The organism is Cupriavidus sp. 01L43 (assembly GCF_056399925.1).
Genome location: NZ_JBFTSH010000002.1, coordinates 630,863 through 656,789, shown reverse-complemented (window position 1 = coordinate 656,789; position 25,927 = coordinate 630,863). Strand labels below are relative to the sequence as shown.

27 protein-coding genes are annotated in these 25,927 nt (G+C 66.4%); 17 read left to right on the top strand and 10 right to left on the bottom strand.

All coding sequences use genetic code 11. The features are described from left to right. Positions 1-194: 194 nt before the first annotated feature. Positions 195-1,142 carry a LysR substrate-binding domain-containing protein gene (locus tag AC1DP9_RS06170; protein WP_092292331.1) on the top strand — a complete coding sequence of 316 codons (948 nt, stop codon included), beginning with the start codon at positions 195-197 and terminating at the stop codon, positions 1,140-1,142. A 13-nt stretch (positions 1,143-1,155) separates the two neighbouring features. Here AC1DP9_RS06170 and AC1DP9_RS06165 read toward each other — a convergent pair whose 3' ends face one another. Next, entirely contained in the window at positions 1,156-1,986 is an 831-nt protein-coding gene (locus AC1DP9_RS06165; RefSeq protein ID WP_477106857.1) for an ABC transporter substrate-binding protein, read from the bottom strand. Positions 1,987-2,131: 145 nt separating this feature from the next. On the opposite strand from AC1DP9_RS06165, the gene AC1DP9_RS06160 reads away from it, so the two are divergent. From AC1DP9_RS06160 to AC1DP9_RS06130, 7 genes are all read left to right on the top strand, one after another. Continuing rightward, positions 2,132-3,229: a substrate-binding domain-containing protein gene (locus AC1DP9_RS06160; RefSeq protein WP_477106856.1), complete on the top strand. Its 1,098-nt coding sequence runs from the start codon at positions 2,132-2,134 to the stop codon at positions 3,227-3,229. Between the two features lie 83 nt (positions 3,230-3,312). Continuing rightward, positions 3,313-3,894, top strand: coding sequence for a DUF4126 domain-containing protein (locus AC1DP9_RS06155; RefSeq protein WP_092292335.1), 582 nt, complete (start codon positions 3,313-3,315; stop codon positions 3,892-3,894). 30 nt (positions 3,895-3,924) lie between these two features. Then, the gene (locus tag AC1DP9_RS06150; RefSeq protein ID WP_477106855.1) at positions 3,925-6,489 is read left to right on the top strand and encodes an ABC transporter permease; all 2,565 of its coding nucleotides are present in this window, start codon (positions 3,925-3,927) and stop codon (positions 6,487-6,489) included. Positions 6,490-6,519: 30 nt separating this feature from the next. Next, the gene (locus AC1DP9_RS06145) at positions 6,520-6,942 is read left to right on the top strand and encodes a group II truncated hemoglobin (RefSeq protein ID WP_092292339.1); all 423 of its coding nucleotides are present in this window, start codon (positions 6,520-6,522) and stop codon (positions 6,940-6,942) included. Then, positions 6,929-7,528 (top strand): DUF924 family protein, encoded by a 600-nt coding sequence (locus AC1DP9_RS06140; RefSeq protein WP_477106854.1) that lies wholly within the window; start codon positions 6,929-6,931, stop codon positions 7,526-7,528. Before AC1DP9_RS06145 ends, AC1DP9_RS06140 begins: the two co-directional genes overlap by 14 nt. Positions 7,529-7,632: 104 nt before the next feature. Continuing rightward, complete coding sequence (locus AC1DP9_RS06135; protein WP_092292343.1) at positions 7,633-8,346, top strand: TetR/AcrR family transcriptional regulator; 714 nt, start codon at positions 7,633-7,635, stop codon at positions 8,344-8,346. Beyond that, on the top strand, positions 8,343-8,927 hold the full coding sequence (locus AC1DP9_RS06130) for an LOG family protein (protein WP_092292345.1): 585 nt from the start codon (positions 8,343-8,345) through the stop codon (positions 8,925-8,927). The genes AC1DP9_RS06135 and AC1DP9_RS06130 overlap by 4 nt, the downstream gene beginning before the upstream one ends. 47 nt (positions 8,928-8,974) lie before the next feature. Here AC1DP9_RS06130 and AC1DP9_RS06125 read toward each other — a convergent pair whose 3' ends face one another. The 8 genes from AC1DP9_RS06125 to AC1DP9_RS06090 all read right to left on the bottom strand — a co-directional run bounded on the left by AC1DP9_RS06125 (position 8,975) and on the right by AC1DP9_RS06090 (position 15,078). Further along, positions 8,975-9,433, bottom strand: a complete 459-nt coding sequence (locus AC1DP9_RS06125; protein WP_477106853.1) for a diacylglycerol kinase — start codon at positions 9,431-9,433, stop codon at positions 8,975-8,977. Next, positions 9,390-10,478: a glycosyltransferase family 4 protein gene (locus AC1DP9_RS06120; protein WP_092292349.1), complete on the bottom strand. Its 1,089-nt coding sequence runs from the start codon at positions 10,476-10,478 to the stop codon at positions 9,390-9,392. Before AC1DP9_RS06120 ends, AC1DP9_RS06125 begins: the two co-directional genes overlap by 44 nt. Positions 10,479-10,531: 53 nt before the next feature. Continuing rightward, positions 10,532-11,527 carry a UDP-2,3-diacylglucosamine diphosphatase gene (locus AC1DP9_RS06115; RefSeq protein ID WP_092292351.1) on the bottom strand — a complete coding sequence of 332 codons (996 nt, stop codon included), beginning with the start codon at positions 11,525-11,527 and terminating at the stop codon, positions 10,532-10,534. Positions 11,528-11,599: 72 nt separating this feature from the next. Continuing rightward, positions 11,600-12,616, bottom strand: coding sequence for a lipase family alpha/beta hydrolase (locus AC1DP9_RS06110; protein ID WP_477106852.1), 1,017 nt, complete (start codon positions 12,614-12,616; stop codon positions 11,600-11,602). Beyond that, the gene (locus AC1DP9_RS06105; RefSeq protein WP_477106851.1) at positions 12,613-13,182 is read right to left on the bottom strand and encodes an RDD family protein; all 570 of its coding nucleotides are present in this window, start codon (positions 13,180-13,182) and stop codon (positions 12,613-12,615) included. The genes AC1DP9_RS06110 and AC1DP9_RS06105 overlap by 4 nt, the downstream gene beginning before the upstream one ends. Positions 13,183-13,263: 81 nt before the next feature. Further along, the gene (locus AC1DP9_RS06100; protein ID WP_441591965.1) at positions 13,264-14,073 is read right to left on the bottom strand and encodes a DUF3106 domain-containing protein; all 810 of its coding nucleotides are present in this window, start codon (positions 14,071-14,073) and stop codon (positions 13,264-13,266) included. 1 nt (position 14,074) lies between these two features. Continuing rightward, positions 14,075-14,515 carry a DUF3619 family protein gene (locus tag AC1DP9_RS06095; RefSeq protein ID WP_092292359.1) on the bottom strand — a complete coding sequence of 147 codons (441 nt, stop codon included), beginning with the start codon at positions 14,513-14,515 and terminating at the stop codon, positions 14,075-14,077. Further along, positions 14,512-15,078, bottom strand: coding sequence for an RNA polymerase sigma factor (locus AC1DP9_RS06090; RefSeq protein WP_092292361.1), 567 nt, complete (start codon positions 15,076-15,078; stop codon positions 14,512-14,514). Before AC1DP9_RS06090 ends, AC1DP9_RS06095 begins: the two co-directional genes overlap by 4 nt. A gap of 348 nt (positions 15,079-15,426) precedes the next feature. Here AC1DP9_RS06090 and AC1DP9_RS06085 point away from each other — a divergent pair, with 348 nt between their 5' ends. The 7 genes from AC1DP9_RS06085 to AC1DP9_RS06055 all read left to right on the top strand — a co-directional run bounded on the left by AC1DP9_RS06085 (position 15,427) and on the right by AC1DP9_RS06055 (position 23,165). After that, positions 15,427-17,190 (top strand): acetolactate synthase 3 catalytic subunit, encoded by a 1,764-nt coding sequence (locus AC1DP9_RS06085; RefSeq protein WP_092292363.1) that lies wholly within the window; start codon positions 15,427-15,429, stop codon positions 17,188-17,190. Beyond that, entirely contained in the window at positions 17,190-17,681 is a 492-nt protein-coding gene (gene ilvN, locus AC1DP9_RS06080) for an acetolactate synthase small subunit (protein ID WP_008643328.1), read from the top strand. The genes AC1DP9_RS06085 and ilvN overlap by 1 nt, the downstream gene beginning before the upstream one ends. A gap of 128 nt (positions 17,682-17,809) precedes the next feature. Further along, positions 17,810-18,826, top strand: coding sequence for a ketol-acid reductoisomerase (gene ilvC / locus AC1DP9_RS06075; RefSeq protein WP_092292365.1), 1,017 nt, complete (start codon positions 17,810-17,812; stop codon positions 18,824-18,826). Positions 18,827-19,089: 263 nt separating this feature from the next. Then, complete coding sequence (locus AC1DP9_RS06070) at positions 19,090-19,752, top strand: phosphatidylserine decarboxylase (RefSeq protein ID WP_477106850.1); 663 nt, start codon at positions 19,090-19,092, stop codon at positions 19,750-19,752. Positions 19,753-19,786: 34 nt separating this feature from the next. Then, the gene (gene pssA / locus AC1DP9_RS06065) at positions 19,787-20,692 is read left to right on the top strand and encodes a CDP-diacylglycerol--serine O-phosphatidyltransferase (RefSeq protein ID WP_144201580.1); all 906 of its coding nucleotides are present in this window, start codon (positions 19,787-19,789) and stop codon (positions 20,690-20,692) included. Positions 20,693-20,805: 113 nt separating this feature from the next. Next, the gene (lysM, locus tag AC1DP9_RS06060; RefSeq protein WP_477106849.1) at positions 20,806-21,309 is read left to right on the top strand and encodes a peptidoglycan-binding protein LysM; all 504 of its coding nucleotides are present in this window, start codon (positions 20,806-20,808) and stop codon (positions 21,307-21,309) included. A 317-nt stretch (positions 21,310-21,626) separates the two neighbouring features. Beyond that, on the top strand, positions 21,627-23,165 hold the full coding sequence (locus AC1DP9_RS06055; protein ID WP_092292373.1) for a 2-isopropylmalate synthase: 1,539 nt from the start codon (positions 21,627-21,629) through the stop codon (positions 23,163-23,165). A 127-nt stretch (positions 23,166-23,292) separates the two neighbouring features. Here the strand turns inward: AC1DP9_RS06055 and AC1DP9_RS06050 are convergent, their stop codons facing one another. Then, on the bottom strand, positions 23,293-23,829 hold the full coding sequence (locus tag AC1DP9_RS06050) for a hypothetical protein (protein WP_092292375.1): 537 nt from the start codon (positions 23,827-23,829) through the stop codon (positions 23,293-23,295). A 155-nt stretch (positions 23,830-23,984) separates the two neighbouring features. On the opposite strand from AC1DP9_RS06050, the gene AC1DP9_RS06045 reads away from it, so the two are divergent. Together AC1DP9_RS06045 and rpsO are read left to right on the top strand one after the other, a co-directional pair. Beyond that, on the top strand, positions 23,985-25,277 hold the full coding sequence (locus AC1DP9_RS06045; protein WP_441591969.1) for a branched-chain amino acid ABC transporter substrate-binding protein: 1,293 nt from the start codon (positions 23,985-23,987) through the stop codon (positions 25,275-25,277). 172 nt (positions 25,278-25,449) lie between these two features. Then, a complete protein-coding gene (gene rpsO, locus AC1DP9_RS06040; RefSeq protein WP_092292379.1) occupies positions 25,450-25,713 on the top strand; it encodes a 30S ribosomal protein S15 in 264 nt (87 codons plus the stop codon). The last annotated feature ends 214 nt before the right edge of the window (positions 25,714-25,927 follow it).

Sequence of the window (25,927 nt, the reverse complement as noted above, 5' to 3'; positions counted from 1 at the left end):
TGCGCGACCGCTGGCGCGGTCCGGCGCCGTCTTCCCCGCCTGGAACCCAGCGCGGGCGCGGCTTGCCGGCGGACTCCGGGTCTTCCCGTAGTGCGCCGGCATTTGACCGCCCGTGGGGTGCCTGACATACACTATGCGCCGTTCCCATCCCCCACGCCAGCCACGCCCGCCCCCGGGTGCCGCCGGTTCTCGCCATGCACGGACGCGACCATCTCGATACCTATTTGCTGCGGGTGCTGCACACCCTGCTCACCGAGCAGAGCGTGACCCGCACCGCCGTGCGCCTGGGCCAGTCGCAGCCAGCCATCAGCAACACGCTGAAGCGGCTGCGCGAGATCACCGGCGACGCCATTCTGGTGCGCGGCAAGAGCGGCATGGTGCCGACCGAGCGCGGCCGCGAGCTGCTGGCGCTGGCCGAGCAGAGCCTGGCGGCGATGGACCGCATCGCCCGGCCGCCGCAGCAGTTCGACCCCGCCACCACCACGCGCACCTTCCACCTCGGCGCGCCGGATTATCTGGATGCCTTCTTCCTGCCGAATATCGTCGAGCGGGTGCGGCGGCTGGCGCCGGGGGCCAAGCTGTTCGTGCATCCGATGACGCAGGCGAGCGATTTCCTCGATGCGCTGGAGCAGGGCCATCTGGACATCGTGGTCGGCAACTGGCTGTCGCCGCCCGAGCACCTCCATATCTCGCCGCTGTTCGACGACGAAGTGGTCTGCATGCTCGGCGCCCAGCACCCGCTGGCCCGCAACGGGCTGACGCTGCGCCACTACCTGGAGATGCCGCACCTGGCCCCGGCGCCGTACGCGTCGATGCAGCGCAGCATGATCGACCAGGCGCTGGCCGAGCAGGGCTACAAGCGCAACATCCAGGTCACGCTGCCGTACTTCGGCCTGGTGCCCTACGTGCTGATGAAGACGGATATGGTGTTCACCACGGGCCGCCAGTTCGCCGCGCATTACGCGCAGTACCTGCCGATCCGGATGGTGGCGTCGCCGGTGCCGTTCCCGCGCATGCGGTTCTACCAGCTATGGCACGAGCGCTGCCACGCAGCGCCCGATGTGATGTGGATGCGGCGGATGATCGCCGAGGTGGCCGCCGACCTGCCGCAGCTGCCGCGGCTGGAGGCCACGGCAGTCTGAGCAATGGGTGGGTTTACTTCCCTTCGTAGCTCGGGAAGAACAACTGTTCGCCGTCCACCTTGTAGCTGGCGATGGTCTGCTGGCCTTCCTTCGATGTGACCCACTCCACGAACTTCATCGCGTCCGTGTAGTTCGTGCCCGGGTGCTTGGCCGGGTTCACGGCGATCACGCCGTACGGGTTGAACATCTTCGGATCGCCCTCGATGGCAATCGCCAGCCCGGTCTTGGCGCGATAGGCGCCATAGGTGGCGCGGTCGCTCAGGGTGTAGCCGGGCATCTGCGCCGCCATGGTCAGCACCTCGCCCATGCCCAGGCCGGCATTCACGTACCACGGCTGGCCCTTCGGCTCGATGCCGGCACGCTTCCAGTAGTCCTTTTCCATCACATCGGTGCCCGAGTTGTCACCGCGCGAGATGAACTTGCTGCCGCTGGCGGCCAGTTTCTTGAACCCGGCGATGACGTCCTTGCCGCCCTTGACGTGGGCCGGGTCGCTGGCCGGGCCCACGACGATGAAGTCGTTGTACATCACGTCGCGCCGGTTCACGCCGTAGCCGGCGGCCACGAATTCATCCTCCATCTTGCGGGCGTGCACCAGCAGCACGTCCACGTCGCCCATCTCGCCCATCTTCATCGCCTTGCCGGAGCCGACCGCGATGACCTTTACGTTGACGCCGGACTTCTGCTCGAACTTCGGCAGCAGGTATTTCAGCAGGCCGGAATTCTCGGTACTGGTGGTGGTGGCCATCTTGAGTTCGCCGGCCTGTGCAGCGGAAAGTGCCGACGCCAGCACAAGCACGGCGGCGACGTGGATCGCGCGGGGGAGGGGGAAGCCAGTGCGGGACATCGATCGTTCCTTTATTATGTTTTCGAAAACATAATTGCCACGACGCTGATGCTTCGTGGAGAATGCGTGGACAAACATCGTGAAACACAGGGCACACGATTGTTATCCGGCCACATTGTTCCTGTAAATATGCAAGGTATTTCATATGACGTTCAGGTTTGACCTGTTCCCGGTCATTGCCGCCGATGACAATCCGCGTGCCAACGGCAAGGTGTTCCAGTTGCTGAAGGCCGTACGCGAGACCGGCTCGCTGCACCGCGCCGCGCAGGAGATCGGGCTGTCGTACCGGCACGCCTGGGGCGTGATGCGTAACTGGGAAGAGATGCTGGGCCGCAGCATGCTCGACATGGAGCGCGGGCGGGGCGCCTCGCTGACGCGCTTCGGGGAGCGGCTGCTGCGCGCCGAATCGCGGCTGCGGGAGACTATCGATCCCGCCGTGCAGAAGGCCATGGCCGATTTCCTGCTCGAACTCGACGACGCCGTGCAGCCGCAAACCGTGGTGCATTTCTCCGGCAGCCACGATCCGGCCATGGAAGTGCTGTCGACGGCACTAAAGGACGCGCCGAGCGCGCTCCAGCTCGACACCGTGTTCTGCGGCAGCGTGGAAGGGCTGATCTGCCTCCAGGAGCGCCAGTCGGAATTGGCCGGCTTCTATGTCTCGCCGATCCAGACCGCCGGGTCGGTCGCCCATGTGACGCTGCGCAAATGGCTGCGGCCCGCCACGGTGCGGCTGGTGCGGCTGGCGTGGCGCGAGCAGGGGCTGATCGTGGCGCCCGAGGTGGCGCGCGAGATCCGCGACCTGCGCGACCTCGTCCGCACCGGTGCACGCTTTATCAACCGCCAGCGCAGTTCGGGCACGCGCATGCTGTTCGACCAGCTGCTGGCCGCGCAGGGGCTCTATCCGGACCAGATCACCGGCTATGAAGACCCCGAGTTCAGCAATGACAAGGTGGCCGAGGCCGTGCAGGCCGGCCGCGCGCAGGTGGGTTTCGGGCTGCGGATGAACGCCGAGCAGCACGGGCTGGGCTTCGTGCCGCTCACGCGCGAGGCGTACTACCTGGCCCTGCGCAAGAACGATGCGACCGCGCCGTGGATGGGCGCGCTGCTGGCGCTGCTGGCCGATCCGGCCTTCGCGCGCCGCATCGAGGCGCTGCCCGGCTACACGGCTGCCGAGCCGGCCGGCATCCTCACCCCGCAGGAAGCGCTGCCCTGGTTCGGCGCGGACGGCAAGGAAGGCGCCTGAGCGGGGCCATCGCCCGGTCCGCCGATCCCCATTCCCCGACCGTATTACACTCCTCCCCAATTACCCACGAGGAGTCCCGCCCCATGCTGGAAACCGCCGCGCTGGCTGCAGGCATGTCCTGGGCCAGCGGCCTGCGTCTCTACCTGGCCGTGCTGGCGGCCGGGGTACTGGCGCGCCTGGGCTGGCTGGACCTGCCCACGGGGCTCCAGGTGCTGTCGTCGTGGTGGGTCATCGGCGTGGCCGGCGTGCTGGCCCTGGCCGAGTTCATCGCCGACAAGGTACCCGGCTTCGATACCGCCTGGGACGGCATCCAGACCTTCATCCGCATTCCCGCCGGCGCGATCCTGGCCGCCGCGGCGTTCGGCGAACTCGATCCCCAGTGGATGGTGGCCGCCGGGCTCGTGGGCGGCACGCTGGCCGGGGCGGCGCATGCCACCAAGGCTGGCACGCGGGCGCTGATCAATGTCTCGCCGGAGCCGTTCTCGAACTGGGCGGCCTCGTTCACCGAGGACGTCGGCACCATAAGCGGCCTGCTGCTGGCATTTTTCCTGCCCGTGGTGTTCCTGATCCTGCTGGGCGTGTTCCTGATCCTGGCGATCTGGCTGATCCCGAAACTCTGGCGCGGCGTGCGACGCCTGCACGCCAGCCTGCGCGGCCCGCGCTGACTCCCTCTCTGCCTCCTTAGCGATTTTCCGATGCCGACCGACTCCCCCGCCGTGCCCGCCGCTCACCGTTTCTCCGCCTGGCACCATGCGCTGCGCATGGCCCGGCGCGACTGGCTGGCCGGCGAGCTGACGCTGCTGCTGTTCGCGCTGGTGCTGGCCGTGGCCGCGCTGACCAGCGTCGGCTTCCTCGCGGATCGCATGCGGCTGGGCTTGGAGCGCGACGCGCGCCAGATGATCGGCGCCGATGTGCTGCTGGTATCCGACCAGCCCTTCGACCCCGCATTTGCCGAGCGGGCCCGGCGCGACGGCCTGCGCGTGGCGCAGACGGTAACGTTCCCCAGCATGGCCACCGCCCGCATCAACGGTGCACCCACGAACGGGGAGGCACCGAGCCAGCTTGGCGCCCTGAAGGCGGTGACCGATGGCTATCCGCTGCGCGGACGGCTCAAGGTGCTGCCGCCCGATGGCGGTCCGGAGCAGGAGGCCGAAGGCATCCCCGCGCCGGGCACGGTCTGGGCGGATCAGGCGCTGCTGGACGGCCTCGGCTTGCGCCTGGGCGATAGCGTCCAACTCGGCAGCAAGACCTTCCGCATCGAGCGCGTGATCACGCAGGAGCTGGACCGTGGCGCGGGCTTCATGAACTTCGCGCCGCGCGTGATGCTGCCGCTGTCCGATCTCGACGCCACCAAGCTGATCGGCTGGGGCAGCCGCGTGACCTACCGCCTGCTCGTGGCCGGCCCGGACGCCGGTGCCGCCGCCTACCAGCGCTGGGCGACCGACGAGATCGAGCGGCGCCACCTGCGCAACACGCGCGTGGAATCGCTTGATTCCGGCCAGCCGCAGATGCGCGCCACGCTGGATCGTGYCGAGCGCTTCCTGTCGCTGGTGGCGGTGTTGTCTTCGATGATCGCGGCGGTGGCCATCGCCATGTCTGCGCGCCGATACATGCAGCGTCATACCGATGCGTGTGCTGTATACAAATGCCTGGGTCTGTCGCGTGCGCAGCTGCTGGCCGCGTTCGGCATCGAATTCCTCCTGCTTGGCGCCGGGGGCGCGCTCGTCGGCGTGGCGCTGGGCTACCTCGCGCATTACGGGCTGCTGCTGTCGCTGGGCGGATTGCTGCGCGTGTCGCTGCCGCAACCCTCGGTCATTCCGGCGCTGACCGGCGTGGCGGCGGGGCTGGTGCTGCTGGTGGGCTTCGCGCTGCCGCCGCTGCTGGCGCTGACGCGCGTGGCGCCGCTGCGCGTGCTTCGGCGCGACATCGGCCTGCCGCCGATCTCGGCCTGGGTGGCCTACGCGCTGGGGCTGGGCGCCTTTGTGGCGTTGTTGATGGTGGCCGCGCGCGACCTGAAGCTCGGCCTGACCACGGCAGGCGGGTTTGTCGGCGCGGGGGTGGCCTTCGCGGTGCTGGCCCTTGGGCTGCTGCTGGCGCTCTCGCGCGGCATGCGCGGCCGGGCGCGCGGCAGTGTGGGATGGCGCTTCGCGCTGGCCGTGCTCGAACGCCGGCGCGGCGTGACCGTGCTCCAGACCGTGGCGCTGGCCGTGGGGCTGATGGCGCTGCTGCTGCTCGGCATGACGCGCAACGATCTGGTCGATTCCTGGCGCAACGCCACGCCGGCCGACGCGCCCAATCGCTTCATCATCAATATCCAGCCCGACCAGCGCGACCCGCTACGCGCGATGCTGGCCACCAATGGCATCCGCGACCTGCTCTACCCGATGGTGCGCGGCCGGCTGACGCATATCGACGATCGCCCGATCCAGGCCAGCACCTACCCGGACGGCCGGGCGCGCAATCTGGTCGAGCGCGAATTCAACCTCTCGTATACAGACAAGCTGCCCGAGGGCAACGAAGTGATTGCCGGGCGCTGGACCGGCGACGCCGGCGGGGCATCGGTGGAGGAGGGCATCGCCAAGACGCTCCATATCAAGCTGGGCGATACGCTGCGCTTCGACGTGGCCGGCCAGAGCGTGGAGGCGCCGGTCACCTCGCTGCGCAAGCTGGATTGGGGCTCGATGCGCGTGAACTTCTTCGTGATCCTGCCCACGGACAAGATGCAGGGCCTGCCCGAGACCTACATCACCGCCTTCCACCTGCCGCCGGCCAAGGCGGCGCTCGGCAACCGGCTCACGGCCAGCTTCCCGAACATCACCGTGGTCAACACGGATTTGATCCTGCGGCAGATCCAGGCCGTGCTCGATCAGGTGATCGCCGCCGTGGAGTTCCTGTTCGTCTTCACGCTGCTGGCTGGGGTAACGGTGCTGTATGCGGCGCTTTCCGGTGCGCGCGACGAGCGCAGGCGCGATGCCGGCCTGCTCAAGGCCCTCGGCGCGACGGCCGCCACGGTGCGCCAGACGCAATACGCCGAATTCCTGGTCGTGGGCGGGCTGGCGGGGCTGCTGGCCAGCTTCGGCGCCATCGTGGTGGGCTGGGCGCTATCCCAGTTCGTGTTCGACTTCCCCTACCGCTTCAACCTGTGGATCGTACCGGTGGGGGTGGTTTCTGGCATGCTGTGCGCTTTTGCCGGCGGCTACCTGGGCCTGCGCGAGGTGCTGCGGCAGCCTGCGCTGGCCACGCTGCGCGATGTGCAGTGACCGCCGAGCCGCGAATTCTCTCGAATTGACATGATTACCGAACCTTCCGAACCCACCGACGCCACGACCCAGGAGGTGACCGCCTACGAACTGGTCGGCGGCGAGGCCCGCGTGCGCGAGCTGGTGGACCGCTTCTATGACCTGATGGACCTGGAGCCCGAGTTCAAGCAGCTCCGCTCCATCCATCCGCCGTCACTCGATGGCTCCCGCGACAAGCTGTTCTGGTTCCTGTGTGGCTGGCTGGGCGGCCCGAACCACTTTATCGAGCGCTTTGGCCACCCGCGCCTGCGCGCGCGCCACATGCCGTTCGAGATCGGCACGACGGAGCGCGACCAGTGGATGCGTGCCATGGCGCTGGCGATGCAGGACATCGGCCTGCCCGAAGACCTGCAGATGCGGCTGATGCAGGCGTTCTTCCAGACCGCCGACTGGATGCGTAATGTGCAGCGATAGGCGCATTTTGGGCGCGCGGGATGTACTGGACTTCTGGTTCGGCACGCCCGACGCGGCCATCTGGAAGACGTCGCGGCGCGAATGGTTCACCAAGCGCGACGCCTTCGACGCCACCGTCCGCGACACCTTCCTGCCGACCTGGCAGGCCGCACATGAGGGCGCGCCGGACGACTGGTCCGCCACGCCCGAAGGCACCTGCGCCCGCCTGATCCTGCTCGACCAGTTCCCCCGCAACATGTTCCGGGGCGATCCGCGCAGCTTCGCCACGGACGCGCAGGCCCAGGCGCTGGCCCGCCGGATGCTCGCCCAGGGCTGGGACCGCGAACTGCCCACGCCGTGGCATCGCATGTTCTGCTACCTGCCGTTCGAGCACGCCGAGTCGCCCGAGGCGCAGGACATCGCCGTGCGCGAATACACCGCGCTGCGCGAAGACACCGGCGGCGAGGTCGATGGCATGGAGTGGGCCATCAAGCATCAGGAAATCATCGCGCGCTTCGGCCGATTTCCGCATCGCAATGCCGTACTGGGCCGCGCCAGCACGGACGACGAACTGGCGTTCCTGAAGCAGCCCGGTTCCTCGTTTTGAGGGGTGCCGGCCCCCCAGTGGCGTTTTCGCCGCTTGGCGGGTCGGCCGCCCGACCCGATTGCTTATAATCCCAATCCTGCCGATTCGAGAGTCCGCCCGACCCCATGGAAGCCAAACCGCAAGCCGGCCCGCGCCGAACCCGAGACCGCATCCTCGACGTCTCGCTGCGCCTGTTCAATGAGCTTGGCGAGCCCAACGTCACCACCACGACGATCGCGGAAGCCATGGAGATCAGCCCCGGCAATCTCTACTACCACTTCCGCAACAAGGACGACATCATCAACTCCATCTTCGTGCGCTTCGAGCAGGAGATGGAGCGCCGCCTGAAGATGCCGGAGGACCACAAGGCCACGCTGGGCGAAAGCTGGGGCTACCTCCAGTACATGTCCGAGTTCCTGTGGAACTACCGCTTCCTGTACCGCGACATCAACGACCTGCTGGCGCGCAACCGGATGCTGGAAACCAACTTCAAGCGCATCGTGGAGCAGAAGAAGCGCTTCGCGCTGGAGATCTGCCGCCAGTTCCAGGAAGACGGCGACATGGAAGCCACGCCGGAGCAGGTGGACGCGATTTGTACCAATATTGTTGTGATTGCCACGTACTGGCTGTCGTTCCAGTTCGTGCAGCATCCGCGCCAGTACAACGATCCCGATCAGATCCGGGGCTACCTGCACGGCTCGAGCTATCACATCTTCTCGATCCTGGCCCCGTACCTGCGCGGCAAGGCGCGCGAGGCATTCGATCAACTGGCGCGCGAATATGCCGTCACCAAGGCGGAGGCCGAGGCCGCCGCTGCCGCGAAGAAGGAAAGACAGTGAAATCGGTTTGTGTCTATTGCGGGTCCAGCCCCGGCTTCCGTCCGGAATACGCCGAGGCGGCCCGTGCGCTGGGCGCCACCATGGTTGAACAGGGGCTGGCGCTGGTCTACGGCGGCGGCAAGGTCGGGCTGATGGGGATCGTGGCGGACAGCGTGCTGGCGCACGGCGGCACGGCCATCGGCGTGATTCCCGATGCGTTGATGCAGAAGGAAGTCGGCCATCGCGGCCTGACCGAACTGCACGTGGTGCGTAACATGCACGAGCGCAAGCAGATGATGGCGGACCGCTCGGACGCGTTCATAGCCATGCCGGGCGGCGTCGGCACGTTCGAAGAGCTGTTTGAAACGTTCACCTGGGCCCAGCTCGGCTACCACGACAAGCCCGTGGGCCTGCTGAACGTGGCCGGCTTCTACGACGGCATGCTGGCTTTCCTGAACCACGCCGTGGGCGAAGGGTTCCTGAAGCAGGTGCACGCCGACATGCTGCACGTGTCCGACACGCCCAACACGCTGCTCGGCAAGCTGGTCGCCGCGCCGCGCGTACGCGTGGACAAGTGGATCGAGAAGCGCGAAGAGACCTGACCCGTCGGGACTGGCGCCCGCCAGCCCCGACTCGCCCTGATTAGCGGCTAACTACCCAGCCAGCCGCCGATCCACCGCACCACGTGCGGCCCGCCGATGGCGATCCAGGTGCCGCCGCAAAGCACGAGCGCCAGCATGACCGCCGCGCTGCCAAAGTCCTTGGCGCGCTTCGACAGGCTGTGCCGCTCGAGCGAAATCCGGTCCACGGCGGCCTCCACGCTGGAATTCAGCAATTCCACGATCAGCACCAGCAGCAGCGTCCCCAGCAGCAATATCCGTTCGACCGCCGAGATCGGCAGCAGGAACGCGCATGGCGTGAAAATCACCACCAGCGTCAGTTCCTGCCGGAACGCGCTCTCTTCGAGCACCGCGTAGCGCAGGCCGGACAGCGAGTTGATCGCCGCGTGCCAGGCGCGGCGGATACCGCGATTGCCCTTGTGGGGGTTGTTCTCGACCGAGTACTCAGTCTCCGGAGCGGACGGCAGCGGGGGATGCGGTTTTGGCATGATCGTGCGCAGCGGTGGGAGCCGTGGTGTCTTGGGGGGCTGCCGACGCTGGCAACGGCCGCAGGTGAGCGAGGAACTGCTCGGACGCCGCGCGCCACGAGAACTTCTCGGCGTGGGCGCGAGCGGTGACGCGGTCGATGCGCAGCGCCTCGAGGCAGGCTTCGCGCAAATCCTCGTGCATCACGCCGGCCGGGCTGTCGCCCAGCACATCGATCGGCCCGGTAACCGGGTACGCCGCCACGGGCAGGCCGCTCGCCAGCGCTTCCAGCAGCACCAACCCGAAGGTATCGGTGCGGCTCGGGAACACGAAGACATCGGCAGAAGCATACACCTTGGCCAGATCGGGCTGCTCGAGCACGCCGAGATAGCTGGCGGACGGATAGCGCGCCTTCAGGCCGGCCAGCGCCGGGCCATCGCCCACCACCCATTTCGAGCCGGGCAAGTCGAGTTGGAGGAAGGCCTCGACGTTCTTCTCCACGGCCACGCGGCCCACGTAGAGGAAGATCGGGTGGGCGGTGTTGAGCACGTTGGCGCGCTCGGCGGTGAAGACGTCGAGGTCCACGCCGCGCGTCCACAGCACGCCGTGGGTGATGCCGTACTGGTGCAGGTCGTGCAGCACCACCGGCGTGGGCGCCATCACAGCACGCGCTGGACCATGGAACCAGCGCAGGAAGCGGTAGGTCCAGGCCAGCGGAACGCCGAAGCGGGCCTGCACGTACTCCGGGAAGCGCGTGTGGTAGGCCGTGGTGAACGGCAGGCCGTGGCGCATGGCGTAGCGGCGCGCGGCCAGGCCGAGCGGGCCTTCGGTGGCGATGTGCAGGGCCTCCGGGCGGAAGGCGTCGATGCGGGCGCGTACCTTGGCCGTCGGCAGCAGCGACAGGCGGATTTCCGGGTACGTCGGGCATGGCACGGTGCGGAATTCCAGCGGCGTCAGCAGGTCCACCGTGTGGCCCATCGCCTCCAGTTCGCGGCGCGTGGACTTGAGCGTGCGCACCACGCCGTTGACCTGGGGCTCCCAGGCATCCGTGACAATCATGACTCGCATCGAATCTCCTTGCGGCAGTGTGGCCGGGTGAGGTGTCGTGGGGGCGGGGCGTGTCAAAGCGCCATCTCGGTGGCGCGGCGGCGCCGGCGTCCCACTGGCTCGGGCGGATCGAGCAGCGTGGTCCAGTAGACGATCTTGAGCTCGCCTTCCATGGTCTCGACCAGCGCCGAGAGGCTTTCCACCCAGTCGCCGTCGTTGCAGTAGAGCTGGCCGTCCACCTCGCGGATCTCCGCCTTGTGGATGTGGCCGCAGACCACGCCGTCGCAGCCGCGCCGGCGCGCCTCGTCCACCATCGCGTGCTCGAACGAGTTGATGTAGCTGACCGCGTTCTTGACCTGATGCTTCAGGAATTGCGAGATCGACCAGTACTCGAAGCCGAGCCGGGTGCGGATGCGGTTGAAATGGCGATTCAGCGCCAGGATCATCGTGTACAGCGAGTCGCCCAGGTACGCCAGCCAGCGCGCGTGCTGCACCACGCCGTCGAACAAATCGCCATGCACCACCCAGAGCCGGCGGCCGGTGGCGGTCACGTGGATGGCGTCCTCGCGCACGGTGATGTCGCCGAAGGCCATGCCGTCGAACTGGCGCGCCACTTCGTCGTGGTTGCCGGGCACGTAGATCACTTCCGTGCCCTTGCGCGCCTTGCGCAGCAGCTTCTGCACCACGTCGTTGTGGCTCTGCGGCCAGTACCAGCCACGGCGCAGCTGCCAGCCGTCGATGATGTCGCCCACCAGATAGAGCACGTCGGACTCGTTGTGCTTCAGGAAATCGAGCAGATACGTGGCCTGGCAACCGGGCGTGCCGAGATGGATATCGGACAGCCAGATGGCGCGGTAGCGATGTGTGGGAGGTTCCGAAGCGGAGGCGGGGCGGTTGCCCGATTCGGCGTGGAAGGCTGGGGCGGCGGGAGCGGCCGGTGACAGTTCCGTCGGCGGCGGCATGAAGGCCGCCAGTGCGGCGGACAGCGAGAGCGTGGTGTCAGGCTTGCCGCGCAGGCGTTGCGCGGCCCTCGACAGACGCCCCCGAGCAAACTGGAGAGCTTGAACCATGGCGGCCCCGGTATCGGCGATGGGTGCATTGAGCCCTTGCCGCGTGACGGTGCCGTGACGGAAACATGAATGTCACATGAAGATCGAGGTGCGCTGCGGGGTTTGTTGTGGGGTTTGTTGTGGCGCCGGGGTGCGTAGCGAGGCGAGGGCGGCCAGCGTGGCGTCCACGGCGCGCGGGTGGCGCAGCAGGGAAACATGGCCGATGCCGGCCAGCGGCACGTTGCGCGCGCCGTCGAGCCAGGAGGTGCCCGGCGGCCCGGCGATGGAGTCATGCCAGCTGAACACCGAGACGATGCGCGCGCGCAAGGCCGGCGTCTCAGCCAGCGCCAACGCCTTCAGCCACGGGCTGTGCCAGCGCATCTGCCGCGCATTGCGGCCGCCGCCGAAGCGGGCGAGGGCGCAGCCGTGATGGGGCGAGCCAAGGGTGACGATGCCTGAGCAGGGCGGATCATCGCTCTCCCGCAACGCTAGCACCTGCGCGGCCCGTGCGGCGAGTCCGCCCATGCTGTGGCAGACCACGAGCGGCGCCTGGCCCGTGCGCGCGGCGATCTCGTGCATGCGGGCGAGCAGGGTCGGCGCGTAGTCGTCGATATCGCCCAGCACGGGTTCGAGGTCGATCCCTTCGCAGCGATAGCCGGCGGCGGCCAGCGTGGGCGCCATGTCAAGCCAGATCGCGTGATTGCAGCCGTAGCCGTGTACGAGCAGCACCGTCGGCGCGTCGGCATTGGCGGGCGAGTCAAAGGTGATGCGCGAGCGGAATGGCTGGAGCCAGTTGAACATGCGGAAGACCGCGCGGCATTCCGAGAGATAGCAGGCGAGCGCGCCGGAGAGGCCGAGCGGCTGGCGCGGGGGCGTGTCGGAGGGATGGGGAAGGCGTGCATCCAGCGCGATGCCGGCGCCGCCCAGCGTGGCGATAAAAGCAATCCCGACGCCGATACCGAAGCCCACCAGCACGGCCAGCAGCGCCGCGCCGATGGCGAGCGGCCAGGGACAGCCGGCCCCTTCGGCCAACCCTGCCGCGATGCCGCCGGCCGCCAGCGTCTGCGCGGCCACAGCCACGCGGCGCAGGGCGGCCGCCGTCAGGCTCATGACTTCGCGGCCGGGCGCGGGTCGCGCAGATCACGCAGGTCAATCAGGCGCGTGCCGGCCAGCCGGTCATGCAGGAACTGGCGGCGCGGGTCGAGCCACGCCAGCGCAATCCACACCAGCAGACCGGCCACCAGCGCGCCGACGAACGGCCCGCGCGTGAGCCCGAGCGCATGGCCGACCGCCGCCGCGGGCGGCAGCCACAGCCACGCCAGCACATAGCGCGACAGCGCGCGGGTCCAGTGCGGCGGCTGGCCGGCAGCTGTCTCGAGGCGGATGCGCCACGTCTGCATCGCCAGCGTCTGGCCGTTGCGCTGCCAGAACCACGTGAAATAGCAGGCCAGTACGACGAACATCCAGGCCTGATCGACATAGGGCTGGTCGATACCGAGGCGCTGGAGCAGCGGGCGCGCCAGCAGATAGACCGCGCTGGCGGCCATCAGCACGCCGAACAGCAGCACGCCCTCATAGAGCATGCAGGTCAGGCGGCGGCGCAGCGTGGGCGTGCGCGGGGCGCGCGACGGCATGGAAGCGGGAGAAGCGGGGGAGGCAGGGCTGGCGGCAGGCATGGCGCGGGTTCCGGGTGAGCGGCAATTATGCCAAATCCGGGGCGGCGCGCCGCGCGGCCGGGAAGGTGGCCGGGAAAGGTGTTACTGGCGGGGGGAGTCGGGCGGACTGATCGGGATGTCGGTCGCCGCCTCGCCGGTGACCGGCGGCGAAAGCGACTCGGTGGCCGGTTGTGCTGCGGGTGCCGAAGCCGCAACTTCCGGCGGCGTTGCGGGCGTGACCGGCACGGGTGCGGCGGCGACCGGTGCCGAGGCCGGCGACGCCGGTGTCGATGCTGTCAGCGCTGGGGGCAGCGCGGCGGCACCGCTGGCGGGTTTATTGACGCGGATCTGGTGGCCGGAATCGGTCGGCAGACGCTTGCCGGAAGGCAGGCCGCTCACTGCGCCGGGGCGGCGCGGCACCTTCTCGGCTGCCGCCAGTTCCTTCTTCTGCGCCTCGGGAAGCTGTTGATAGCGATCCCACGCATCGGCCTTCTTCTCGGCCGGCACCGTACGGGTGATCTGGTAGTTCTCGCGCGCCACGCGGCGTTCCTGCGGCGTCATCTTGACCCATTCGGCCATCCGTTCCTGCAGCCGGGCCTGTTCCTCGGGCTTCAGCGACGGGTAGCGATCGGCAATACGCTGCCACTTGCGGCGGTTGAGTTCGGGGATGGTGTCCCAGAGCGGGCGCAGCGGGGCGAGGATCTGCTGGTGCGTCGGGGTCAGTTCGACCCAGGTCGGATGCACATGGACCACGGCCGGCGCCGAGGCGCCCGCACGGACCTCGTGGGCTTCGGCGGCCTGCGTCAACTCGCCCGAGGCCAGCGCAACCACGGCGCCAAGGCTGGCGCACAGCGCGGTGAATCGGGCCAGCCGGCGCGGGGCGGCGTCGGAGCGGAAGTGAGCGCGCGCCATCCTATTGATCGCGGTCGTGCTTGAGGAACACGTGGAAGCCCTGGTCGGCGTAGGCCGTGGGCGGCAGGTCGTCCAGCAGCATGGCGGCGTCCACGTCGGCCAGCTCCTCCACGCGCTTCTGCTGCTGCCACTGGTAGATGCCGGTCACGCCGACCACCAGCGCCACCAGCGTCCAAAGCAGGGCGAGCCGGCGCAACCATGCGCCAGCGCGGTGCAGCGGCGAGTCGTCTTCATCGTCGAAGATGGCGCCATGGCCGCCGGGCAGGGCGAATTGCGGCACCGTGGCCGGTGCGGCGGCTTTCTTCGCGGCCAGCGCCATGCGCCGCGCGGCGGCGAGCCGTTCGGCAATGTCCGCCGGCACGGCATCCGCCGAGGCATCGAGTGCCGAGCGGATCTCGCGGGCGAAGCGGCGTTCCTGTATATCTCGTTCGTTTCGGCTCATAGTCGGACCCCCCGTGCGCGCAAGGCCTGCGCCAGTGTGTGCGTTGCACGGGAACAGTGCGTCTTGACGCTGCCTTCCGAGCAGCCCATCGCGGCTGCCGTCTCGGCCACGTCCATATCCTCCCAGTAACGCATCAGGAAAGCTTCGCGTTGACGCGTGGGCAGACGCTGGATTTCCTGCTCGATGATGTGCATGACCTGTGCCCGCTCGACCTTGTCAGCGCTGCTTTCGGCGGATTCTGACCCAGCCTGGGCCTCGAGAGTTTCCAGCAGGTCGTTGTCATCGCCTTCGCGGTCGTCGCGCAGGTTCGAGAACAGGGTTACCCACGTGTTGCGTACTTTCTGGCGGCGGAAATAGTCGTGGATCGTGTTCTGCAGGATGCGCTGGAACAGCGGCGCCAGCTCGGCGGCATGCTTGTCGCCGTACTTTTCGGCCAGCTTGATCATGGCGTCCTGCACGATGTCCAGCGCGGCTTCGTCATCCCGCACGGCGAATACGGCCTGCTTGAAGGCACGTCGTTCCACGCTGGAGAGAAAGTCTGAGAGTTCCTGGTCAGTGGCCATGCAGGCAGGAATGTGCCGCGAAAGTCGCGCGGCGGGTCGCAAATGTCTGCGATGCTAGCAAAAAACAGCCGGCTTGGGCGATGCTGTATTAGTTTGCAGACAATATGACGGAGGGGTCGCTTGCGGCCGTTGCGCCATCGTGGTGCGTCTGCAAAAAAGTCTCCAGGGGGCCATAGACCACGCTGGTGCATTGCAGTATCATCATCGGTTCACACGACATCAGTGGTTGTCTCATCAGACCGCTTATAAGGCGGTCTCTTCATGCAGACGCGCACCGCTTGAACCCGAGCCACAAGCCCGGCAGAGAGCATCCAAACAATTTTTTGCCGAAAATTGCAAAGGACTGAAATGAACATGCCCAGCGCGGAATTCTCCCACGCAGACAGCAATTCATCTGCCGCACCCGAAATGATCGGTGCGGAAATTCTCTGTCACGCACTCGCCGAAGAAGGCGTCGAATACGTCTGGGGCTACCCCGGCGGCGCGGTGCTGTACATCTACGACGAACTCCACAAGCAAAAGAAGTTCGAGCACATCCTGGTGCGCCACGAGCAGGCTGCGGTCCATGCCGCGGATGGTTACGCGCGCGCCACGGGCAAGGTCGGCGTCGCCCTGGTGACTTCCGGCCCGGGCGTGACCAATGCCGTGACCGGCATCGCCACCGCCTACCTGGACTCGATCCCGATGGTGGTGATCACCGGCAACGTGCCGACCCATGCCATCGGCCAGGATGCCTTCCAGGAATGCGACACCGTCGGCATCACGCGCCCGATCGTCAAGCACAACTTCCTCGTGAAGGATGTGCGCGACCTCGCCGCGACGATCAAGAAGGCGTTCTTCATCGCCGCCACCGGCCGTCCCGGCCCCGTGGTGGTCGACATTCCGAAGGACGTGTCGCGGAACTCGTGTAAGTACGAGTACCCGAAGACGATCGACATGCGCTCGTACAACCCCGTGAACAAGGGGCACTCGGGCCAGATCCGCAAGGCTGTCGCGCTGCTGCAGGGCGCCGAGCGTCCGTATATCTATACGGGCGGCGGCGTGGTGCTGGCCAATGCCAGCGACGAGCTGCGCCAGTTGGCCGCCATCACGGGCCATCCGGTCACCAACACGCTGATGGGCCTGGGCGCGTTCCCGGGCACGCACAAGCAGTTCCTCGGCATGCTCGGCATGCACGGGACGTATGAAGCCAACATGGCCATGCAGAACTGCGACGTGCTGATCGCCATCGGCGCCCGCTTCGACGACCGCGTGATCGGCAACCCGGCGCACTTCACCGCGCAGGCGCGCAAGATCATCCATATCGATATCGACCCCTCGTCGATCTCGAAGCGCGTGAAGGTCGACATTCCCATCGTCGGCAACGTCAAGGACGTGCTCCAGGAACTGATCGCCCAGCTGCAGGCCAGCGACGTCAAGCCCAAGCGCGAGGCCCTGGCCAAGTGGTGGGACCAGATTGAGCAATGGCGCTCGGTGGACTGCCTCAAGTACGACCGCAAGAGCGAGATCATCAAGCCGCAGTACGTGGTGGAAAAGATCTGGGAACTGACCAAGGGCGACGCCTTCATCTGCTCCGACGTGGGCCAGCATCAGATGTGGGCCGCGCAGTTCTACAAGTTCAACGAGCCGCGCCGCTGGATCAACTCCGGCGGCCTGGGCACGATGGGCGTGGGCCTGCCGTACGCCATGGGCATCAAGAAGGCGTTCCCGGACAAGGAAGTGGTGACCATCACGGGCGAAGGCTCGATCCAGATGTGCATCCAGGAACTGTCCACCTGCCTCCAGTACGACACCCCGGTCAAGATCTGCTCGCTGAACAACGGCTACCTGGGCATGGTGCGCCAGTGGCAGGAGATCGAGTACGACAACCGCTACTCGCACTCCTACATGACCGCGCTGCCTGACTTCGTCAAGCTGGCCGAGGCCTTCGGCCACGTGGGTATCCGCGTGGAAAAGACGGCCGATGTGGAGCCGGCGCTGCGCGAGGCGTTCCGCCTCAAGGACCGCACCGTGTTCCTGGACTTCCAGACCGACCCCACGGAAAACGTGTGGCCGATGGTCCAGGCCGGCAAGGGCATCTCCGAAATGCTGCTCGGCGCGGAGGACCTGTAATGCGACACATTATTTCGGTCCTGCTGGAAAACGAACCCGGCGCGCTGTCGCGCGTGGTGGGGCTGTTTTCGGCGCGCGGCTACAACATCGAGACGCTCACGGTGGCCCCCACCGAGGATGCGTCGCTGTCGCGGATGACCATTGTCACCACCGGTTCGGACGACGTGATCGAACAGATCACCAAGCACCTGAACCGCCTGGTGGAAGTGGTCAAGGTGGTGGACCTGACGGAAGGCGCGCATATCGAGCGCGAGCTGATGCTCGTGAAGGTGCGCGCGGTGGGCAAGGAGCGCGAGGAAATGAAGCGCACCGCCGACATCTTCCGGGGCCGCATCATCGACGTGACCGAGAAGACGTACACCATCGAGCTGACCGGCAACGGCGGCAAGCTGGATGCGTTCCTCGATGCCATCGACCGCACCGCGATCCTGGAAACCGTCCGTACGGGCGGTTCCGGCATCGGCCGCGGCGAACGCATCCTGAAGGTCTGACCGGCGCACCCGGCAGCGGCCACAAGCCAATCGCAGTATCCCCGGCGGCGCGACGCGTGAATCGGAACCAACGCCCGCGCCACGCCGCCACCCCTTATACGCAGACTTAGAAAATCGAAGGAATCATCATGAAAGTGTTTTACGACAAGGACGCCGACCTCTCCCTGATCAAGGGCAAGAACGTCACCATCATCGGCTACGGCTCGCAAGGCCACGCCCACGCACTGAACCTGAAGGATTCGGGCGTGAACGTGACGGTCGGTCTGCGCAAGAGCGGCGCGTCGTGGAACAAGGCCGTCAACGCCGGCCTGCAGGTCAAGGAAGTGGGCGAGGCCGTCAAGAACGCCGACGTGGTCATGATCCTGCTGCCGGACGAGCAGATCGCCGACGTGTACAAGAACGAAGTGCACGGCAACATCAAGGAAGGCGCCGCCCTGGCCTTCGCGCACGGCTTCAACGTGCACTACGGCGCCGTGATCCCGCGTGCCGACCTGGACGTGATCATGATCGCCCCGAAGGCCCCGGGCCATACGGTGCGCTCGACGTACTCGCAAGGTGGCGGCGTGCCGCACCTGATCGCCGTGCATCAGAACAAGTCCGGCGCCGCCCGTGACATCGCGCTGTCGTACGCTACCGCCAACGGCGGCGGCCGTGCCGGCATCATCGAGACCAACTTCCGCGAAGAAACCGAAACCGACCTGTTCGGCGAGCAGGCCGTGCTGTGCGGCGGTACCGTCGAGCTGATCAAGGCTGGCTTCGAAACGCTGGTGGAAGCCGGCTACGCGCCAGAAATGGCCTACTTCGAGTGCCTGCACGAGCTGAAGCTGATCGTCGACCTGATCTACGAAGGCGGCATCGCCAACATGAACTACTCGATCTCGAACAACGCCGAATATGGCGAATACGTCACCGGCCCGCGCGTCGTGACGGAAGAGACCAAGAAGGCCATGAAGCAATGCCTGACCGACATCCAGACCGGCGAATACGCCAAGAGCTTCCTGCTCGAGAACAAGGCCGGCGCCCCGACCCTGATCTCGCGCCGTCGCCTGACGTCCGAGCACCAGATCGAGGAAGTGGGTGCCAAGCTGCGCGCGATGATGCCGTGGATTGCCAAGAACAAGCTGGTCGACCAGTCGAAGAACTAAGCTGCCGACAGCTGGCAGGGCGGGGCCCCCGGGCCCGCCGCCCTCGGCCGTCCAGCCCGCCGCCGGCCCCGCGCAGTGTTGCGTGAGGCATTTTGGCGGAGGCTGGACGGCTTTTTGTTATCCTTGTCGGACTTTTTTCGGGCGTTGGCTCGAATCTTTCTTATTATTCGCGGCGATACCCCTGAAATGCCCACGGCGGCCAGCCCCTGGCGCCGGCGCGGCATGGCGTATCGTTTCTACCTGAACTTCAGACCAAGTCTTGCATGAACTATCCTCATCCGCTGATCGCCCGTGAAGGCTGGCCATTCCTGGCCGGCGCATTCGTCATCTCGCTGCTGGTGCATGTCAGCGCAGGTTTCTGGTGGGCGCTGCCGCTGTGGATTCTCACGATCTTCGTGCTCCAGTTCTTCCGCGATCCGCCCCGGCCGATTCCGTCGGCGCCCAACGCCGTGCTGGCACCCGCCGACGGCCGCATCGTCGTGGTCGAGAAGACCCAGGACCCGTACGCCGGGCGCGAGGCGCTGAAGATCAGCGTGTTCATGAACGTGTTCAACGTGCATTCGAACCGCGCGTCGGTGGATGGCAAAGTCGAGAAGCTCGAGTACTTCCCGGGCAAGTTCGTCAATGCCGATCTGGACAAGGCGTCGGTGGAGAACGAGCGCAACGCCATCGTGATCCGCCGCGCGCAGGACGGCCAGGTGGTCACACTGGTCCAGGTGGCCGGGCTGGTGGCGCGCCGGATCCTGTGCTACACCAAGGTGGGCGACGCGATCTCGCGTGGCCAGCGCTACGGCTTCATCCGCTTCGGCTCGCGCGTGGACGTGTACCTGCCCGTGGATGCCCGGCCGCGCGTGACGATTGGCGAGAAGGTGTCCGCCTCGTCGACCGTGCTGGCCGAACTGGACGTGCAGGGCGCGCAGCAGTAAGCCGCCGCCATCCACACTGATAGGAGAGGCTGGCATGGGTGCCTTCAATCGACGGAACAAGCGCGTCAGCATCGGCAACGTAACGCATCTGCGACCGTTCCGCCGCAACCAGTTGCGCAACGACCCTGGCTACGACGAGGCCGAGGAAGGGCCGGACATCGAGTACGTGCGCCCGCGCCGGCGCGGCATCTACCTGCTGCCCAATGCGTTCACCACGGCCGCGCTGTTCGCCGGCTTCTACGCCATCGTGGCGGCGATGAACGGCCATTTCGACTCGGCCGCCATCGCCATCTTCGCGGCCATGGTGCTGGACGGCATGGATGGCCGCGTGGCGCGCATCACCAACACGCAGAGCGCATTCGGCGAGCAGTACGACTCGCTCTCGGACATGACCTCGTTCGGCGTGGCGCCGGCGCTGGTCATGTACACCTGGATCCTGCGCGACCTCGGCAAGTGGGGCTGGATCGCCGCGTTCGTCTACTGCACCTGCGCGGCGCTGCGCCTGGCGCGCTTCAACGCCAATATCGGCGTGGTGGACAAGCGCTTCTTCCAGGGCCTGCCGAGCCCGGCCGCGGCGGCCCTGGTGGCCGGCTTTGTCTGGCTGGTCATCGATAACAAGCTGCCGGTCAGGGAGCTGTGGATGCCGTGGGTCGCCTTTGCGATCACGCTCTATGCGGGCCTGTCGATGGTCTCCAACGCCCCGTTCTACAGCGGCAAGGCGCTGGACGTGCGCTACCGCGTGCCCTTCGGCATGATGGTGCTCGTGCTGGTGCTGTTCGTGGTGGTTTCCACCGATCCGCCGGTAGCGCTGTTCGGGCTGTTCGTGGCCTATGCCGTGTCGGGCTACCTGCTGTGGGCCTGGCGCGCGCTGCACGGCGAGCCGGGCGGGGTACGCAAGGCACGCGCCGGCGGACCCGACGGTCTCGGCGGCGGTAACTAGCAAGCATGGCAACAGGGCGTCTTCGGGCGCCCTGTGTCGTTCCAGCGGTATCCCAATCCGCATCACGCATCACGCGTTACGCATTACGTTCCACTCACCGTCAGGAGAATGTCATGGGTATGTTTGACTTCATCAAGGAAGCGGGCGAAAAGCTGTTCGGCAAGGGCGAGGCCAAGGCTGCGCAGGATGCGGCCAAGGCGGATGCCTCGACAGAGAAGCTGGAGGCCGCCAACCGCGCCGCCGGCGATGCCATCGAAAATTACATCAAGCAGATGGGGCTCGACGCCACCGGGCTGATGGTCCAGGTGGATGGCTCGCAGGGCAAGGCGACGGTGTTCGGCGTGGCGCCGGACCAGGCCACCCGGGAGAAAATCATCCTGTGCGCCGGCAATGTGGAGGGCGTGGAGTCGGTGGAGGACAAGATGTCCGTCAACGTGGAGTCCACCGAATCGCAGTGGCATACCGTGGTCAAGGGAGACACGCTCTGGGCCATTGCCCAGGCCGCCTACGGCAACGGTGCGGACTACAACAAGATCTTCGAAGCGAACAAGCCGATGCTTTCGCACCCGGACAAGATCTACCCGGGTCAGAAACTGCGGATTCCGCCGAAGGGCTGAAACCGGCCCGGGTCAGCCCGCCTTGCACGCGCGCGCCAAACCGGATATAGTCCCCGACATGATTTCGCGCCAGTCCCTACTCGCCCGCACCACCCTAGGTGGCCTACTAGGCCATCGGGTCGGGACGCGCGCGCGCTAAGGGACGCTATCGCCCTAGCGCGGAATCACCAGGAATTTTCCTAGTTTTCAAACGCCCCGGCCTGCAACCATGCACGCCGGGGCGTTTTGCATTTCGATTTCGAGGACTGCGACGCCCGACGGCAAGAAGGACGGGACGGCACGGCACACAACAAGGTACAGCCCAGGAGCTCCACAAAATGTCTGACAAACTCATCATTTTCGATACCACCTTGCGTGACGGCGAGCAGTCGCCCGGCGCCTCGATGACCCGCGAAGAGAAGATTCGCATCGCGCGCCAGCTGGAACGCCTGAGGGTCGATGTGATCGAGGCCGGCTTTGCGGCCAGTTCCAATGGTGACTTCGAAGCCATCCGCTCGATCGCCCAGGTGATCAAGGATTCGACGATCTGCTCGCTGGCCCGCGCCAACGACAAGGACATCGCCCGTGCCGCGGAGGCCCTCAAGCCCGCCAACTCGTTCCGGATCCACACGTTCATCGCCACCTCGGCGCTGCACATGGAGAAGAAGCTGCGCATGACGCCGGACCAGGTGTACGAGCAGGCGCGCCTGGCCGTGCGCTTCGCGCGCCAGTTCACCGACGACATCGAATTTTCGCCAGAAGACGGCAGCCGTTCGGACATGGACTTCCTCTGCCGCGTGCTCGAGGGCGTGATTGCCGAAGGCGCGACCACGATCAACCTGCCCGATACGGTGGGCTACGCGGTGCCGGAAGGCTACGCGGACCTGATCCGCTCGGTGCGCGAGCGCATCCCCAACTCGGACAAGGCTGTCTGGTCGGTGCACTGCCATAACGACCTGGGCATGGCCGTGGCCAACTCGCTGGCCGCCGTGAAGCTGGGTGGCGCGCGCCAGATCGAGTGCACGATCAACGGCCTCGGCGAGCGGGCCGGCAACACGAGCCTGGAAGAGGTGGTAATGGCCGTGAAGACGCGCCGCGACTACTTCGATATGGACGTGAACATCGACACCACGCAGATCGTGCCGGCATCCAAGTTGGTATCGCAGATCACCGGTTTCGTGGTGCAGCCGAACAAGGCCGTGGTGGGCGCCAACGCCTTCGCGCATGCCTCCGGGATCCACCAGGATGGCGTGCTCAAGGCGCGTGACACCTACGAGATCATGCGCGCGGAGGACGTGGGCTGGAGCGCCAACAAGATCGTGCTGGGCAAGCTCTCGGGCCGCAATGCGTTCAAGCAGCGCCTGCAGGAGCTGGGCATCGAACTCGAGAGCGAGAGCGAAGTCAACGCCGCCTTCGGCCGCTTCAAGGAACTGGCCGACCAAAAGGCCGAGATCTTCGACGAAGACATCATGGCCATCGTCTCGGATGAGGCGCACGACGTGAACGAGCACTACCGCTTCGTGTCGCTGTCGCAGCGCTCCGAGACCGGCGAGCGCCCGCATGCGCGCGTGGTATTCAATATGGATGGCAGCGAGCAGACCGGCGAAGCCGAGGGCAATGGCCCGGTGGACGCCACCATGCACGCCATCGAAGGCAAGGTCAACAGCGGCGCGGAACTGGTGCTGTACTCGGTGAACGCGATCACCACCGGCACCCAGGCGCAGGGCGAAGTGACCGTGCGCCTGTCGAAGGCCGGCCGCATCGTCAACGGCGTGGGCACCGATCCGGACATCGTCGCGGCATCGGCCAAGGCCTACCTGGCCGCCTTGAACAAGCTGCACGACAAGGCCGTACAGAAGATCAACCCGCAGATCTGATCCCCGATCCGCGTGCCGGCGCCGGGGGCTCACAAGGCCTCCGCGACCATCAACCGCCCGTCAGTCGCCTATCCCGCGACGACGGGCGGTTTTTCGTTGGATTGCGATGTATCGCAAGCGATGCGGGTCAGCGACGATCGGAGCGGTCGTACAGCGGATCGGGCGTGATCTGGGTCTGGCGCAGCACGCCGGCGTCATCGAAATAGAAGTTGAACAGCGAGTACCACTGGTCCTCGTGACGGAACCGGTAGCTCCACACCTCGCGTTTCATCAGCGGAAAGTACTGGTTTGGCTCGCGCGGGGCGCCGAAGTGCTCCAGCACGTCTTTCTTGGTCCAGACATTGACCTGCGCCTTGTACAGTTCCGGCGTTCGGAGCATCTGGCGGAAATTCGTCAGATTGCCATTCTTGTCGAAGTCAGCGGCGTACGATTCCTGGCCCAGCGGCTGTTTCGAATAGAACCAGCGCACGGTGCCGTCGTCGAGCTTAAAGATGTCGGTGGGCTTGCCGAAGGTGGCCATCACGGCGCTCTCGGGCTGGCCGACCAGTTTCAGGCCGGTATCGACCGGGGCGAGGGCGGAACAGGCGGCGAGCAGGGCGGCACCCAGGCCCAGGGCCACGGTCTGGGCCAGCCGGCGGCCGGCGAAGCGGAGGGGGGAGGTCATGGGATTTCTCGACTGGCAATCGTACGAATGCTGGAAGTGTAGTCCGCTCGGGCGCTGGTGTGCATCACACGCTGCTTTTTTGGTGGGATTGCCGCCATCGGCCCCACTGCCGTACCATCCACGCCTTTGTTGTGCGATGTAGAACAGGAGTGAGGATGTCCGGAGCGGAAAAAGGGCGGCGGCGCGGCCCGTGGCGTGCATGGCTGGCGGCGACGCTGCTGTGCCTGGCGGGGAGCGGGCATGCCCAGGGCGAGGCTGGCGCGCCGATCCGGCTTGGCATGATCGAGGGGCTGTCCGGCCCGTTCGCCAACGCAGGGGACGCCGTGGCGCGCAACCTGCGCATCGCCATCGACCGCGTGAACGCGCGGGGCGGGGTGAAGACCGCCGAGGGCGCCCGGCCGCTGGAATTGGTCACGTTCGACAGCAAGGGCAATGTCGATGAGAGCCTGATCCAGTTCCGCTCGCTGGTGGACAAGCGCATCCCGTTTGTACTGCAGGGCAACAGCTCGGCCGTGGCCGGGGCGCTCGTGGCGGCGATCAACCGCCACAACATGCGCCAGCCGGACGCGCGCGTGCTGTTCCTCAACTACTCGGCCGTCGATCCCGCGCTGACCAACGAGAATTGCAGTTTCTGGCATTTCCGCTTCGACGCGAGTTCGGACATGCGCATGCAGGCGCTGACCGAGGCGATTCGCGGCGAACACGCGGTGCGGAAGGTCTATCTGATCGACCAGGACTACAGCTTTGGCCATCAAGTTGCGAAATCGGCACGTGAGATGCTGGCGGCCAAGCGGCCGGACATCCAGATCGTGGGCGACGAATTCCACCCGATCGGCAAGATCAAGGATTTCGCGCCGTACATCGCCAAGATCAAGGCCAGTGGCGCCGACGCGGTGATCACCGGCAACTGGGGCAATGACCTGACGCTGATGGTCAAGGCCGCGCGCGAGGGTGGGCTGGGCGCCCGCTTCTATACCTTCTATGGCAACGGCCTGGGCGCGCCGGCGGCGATGGGCGATGCCGGCGTGGGCCGTGTGCTGGCGGTGGCCGAATGGCATCCGAACGTGGGCGGCGCGGCGTCCGACGCCTTCTACCAGGCGTTCCGCACCCGCTACCCCGAGCCGCGCGACGACTACGTGCACCTGCGCATGCAGATGATGGTGGAAATGCTGGCGCGGGCCATCACCCAGGCTGGTACCACGGAGGCGGTCAAGGTGGCGCTGGCGCTCGAGAACATGCGCTTCACCAACGATTTCCACGACGCCACCGTGCGCGCGGACGACCACCAGGTGCTGCAACCGCTCTATGTCTCGGTCATGGCGAAGCAGGGCGGGGACGTGCGCTTCGACAACGAAGGCTCTGGCTACGGCTTCCGCACGGTAAAGAAGCTCAAGACGGCCCAGACCACGCTGCCCACCACGTGCCGTATGGAGCGCCCGGCGGGCTGATCAGGCAGGCCGCGAGGATGAATTTCGCCGCGCCGGCAAATTCGGCTATAATCCGCGGCTGTCGTGCAAGGACCCCTGCGCACGGCACATGCCTCAGTCCATACCAGGCTTCAAGGCACGACGCAGGTGGCGCATTCCGCGCTGCAGCGTTCGCAAGTGAAAGGAAACCATCATGGCAATCGCCAACAAGTCCGAAGTTATCAAGCAGTTCGCCCGCGGCACCAACGACACGGGTAGCCCCGAAGTTCAGGTCGCTCTGTTGACCACCCGCATCAACGAACTGACCCCCCACTTCAAGGCCAACATGAAGGATCACCACAGCCGCCGCGGTCTGCTGCGCATGGTGAGCCGTCGTCGCCGCCTGCTGGACTACCTCAAGGCCAACGACGCCGACCGTTACCGCACCCTGATCGAAAAGCTGGGCCTGCGTAAGTAAGGTCTGCGGATGGCAGCACGAATCCTGCACAAGTTGTTCCTGCACGATTTCACGTGAGGCCGCGATGCCTGCGTCAGCTCTGCTGAGGCAGGCATTTTGCTTTTCTGGCCCAGCGGCACACCCGCTGGGTCGGCGTTGATTGTGATGTTTGCTTCACTAAATTGTCCTGGCCAAGCGGCCCGGACGCCCGTTGCGCCAAGACGTGTAACGGAGT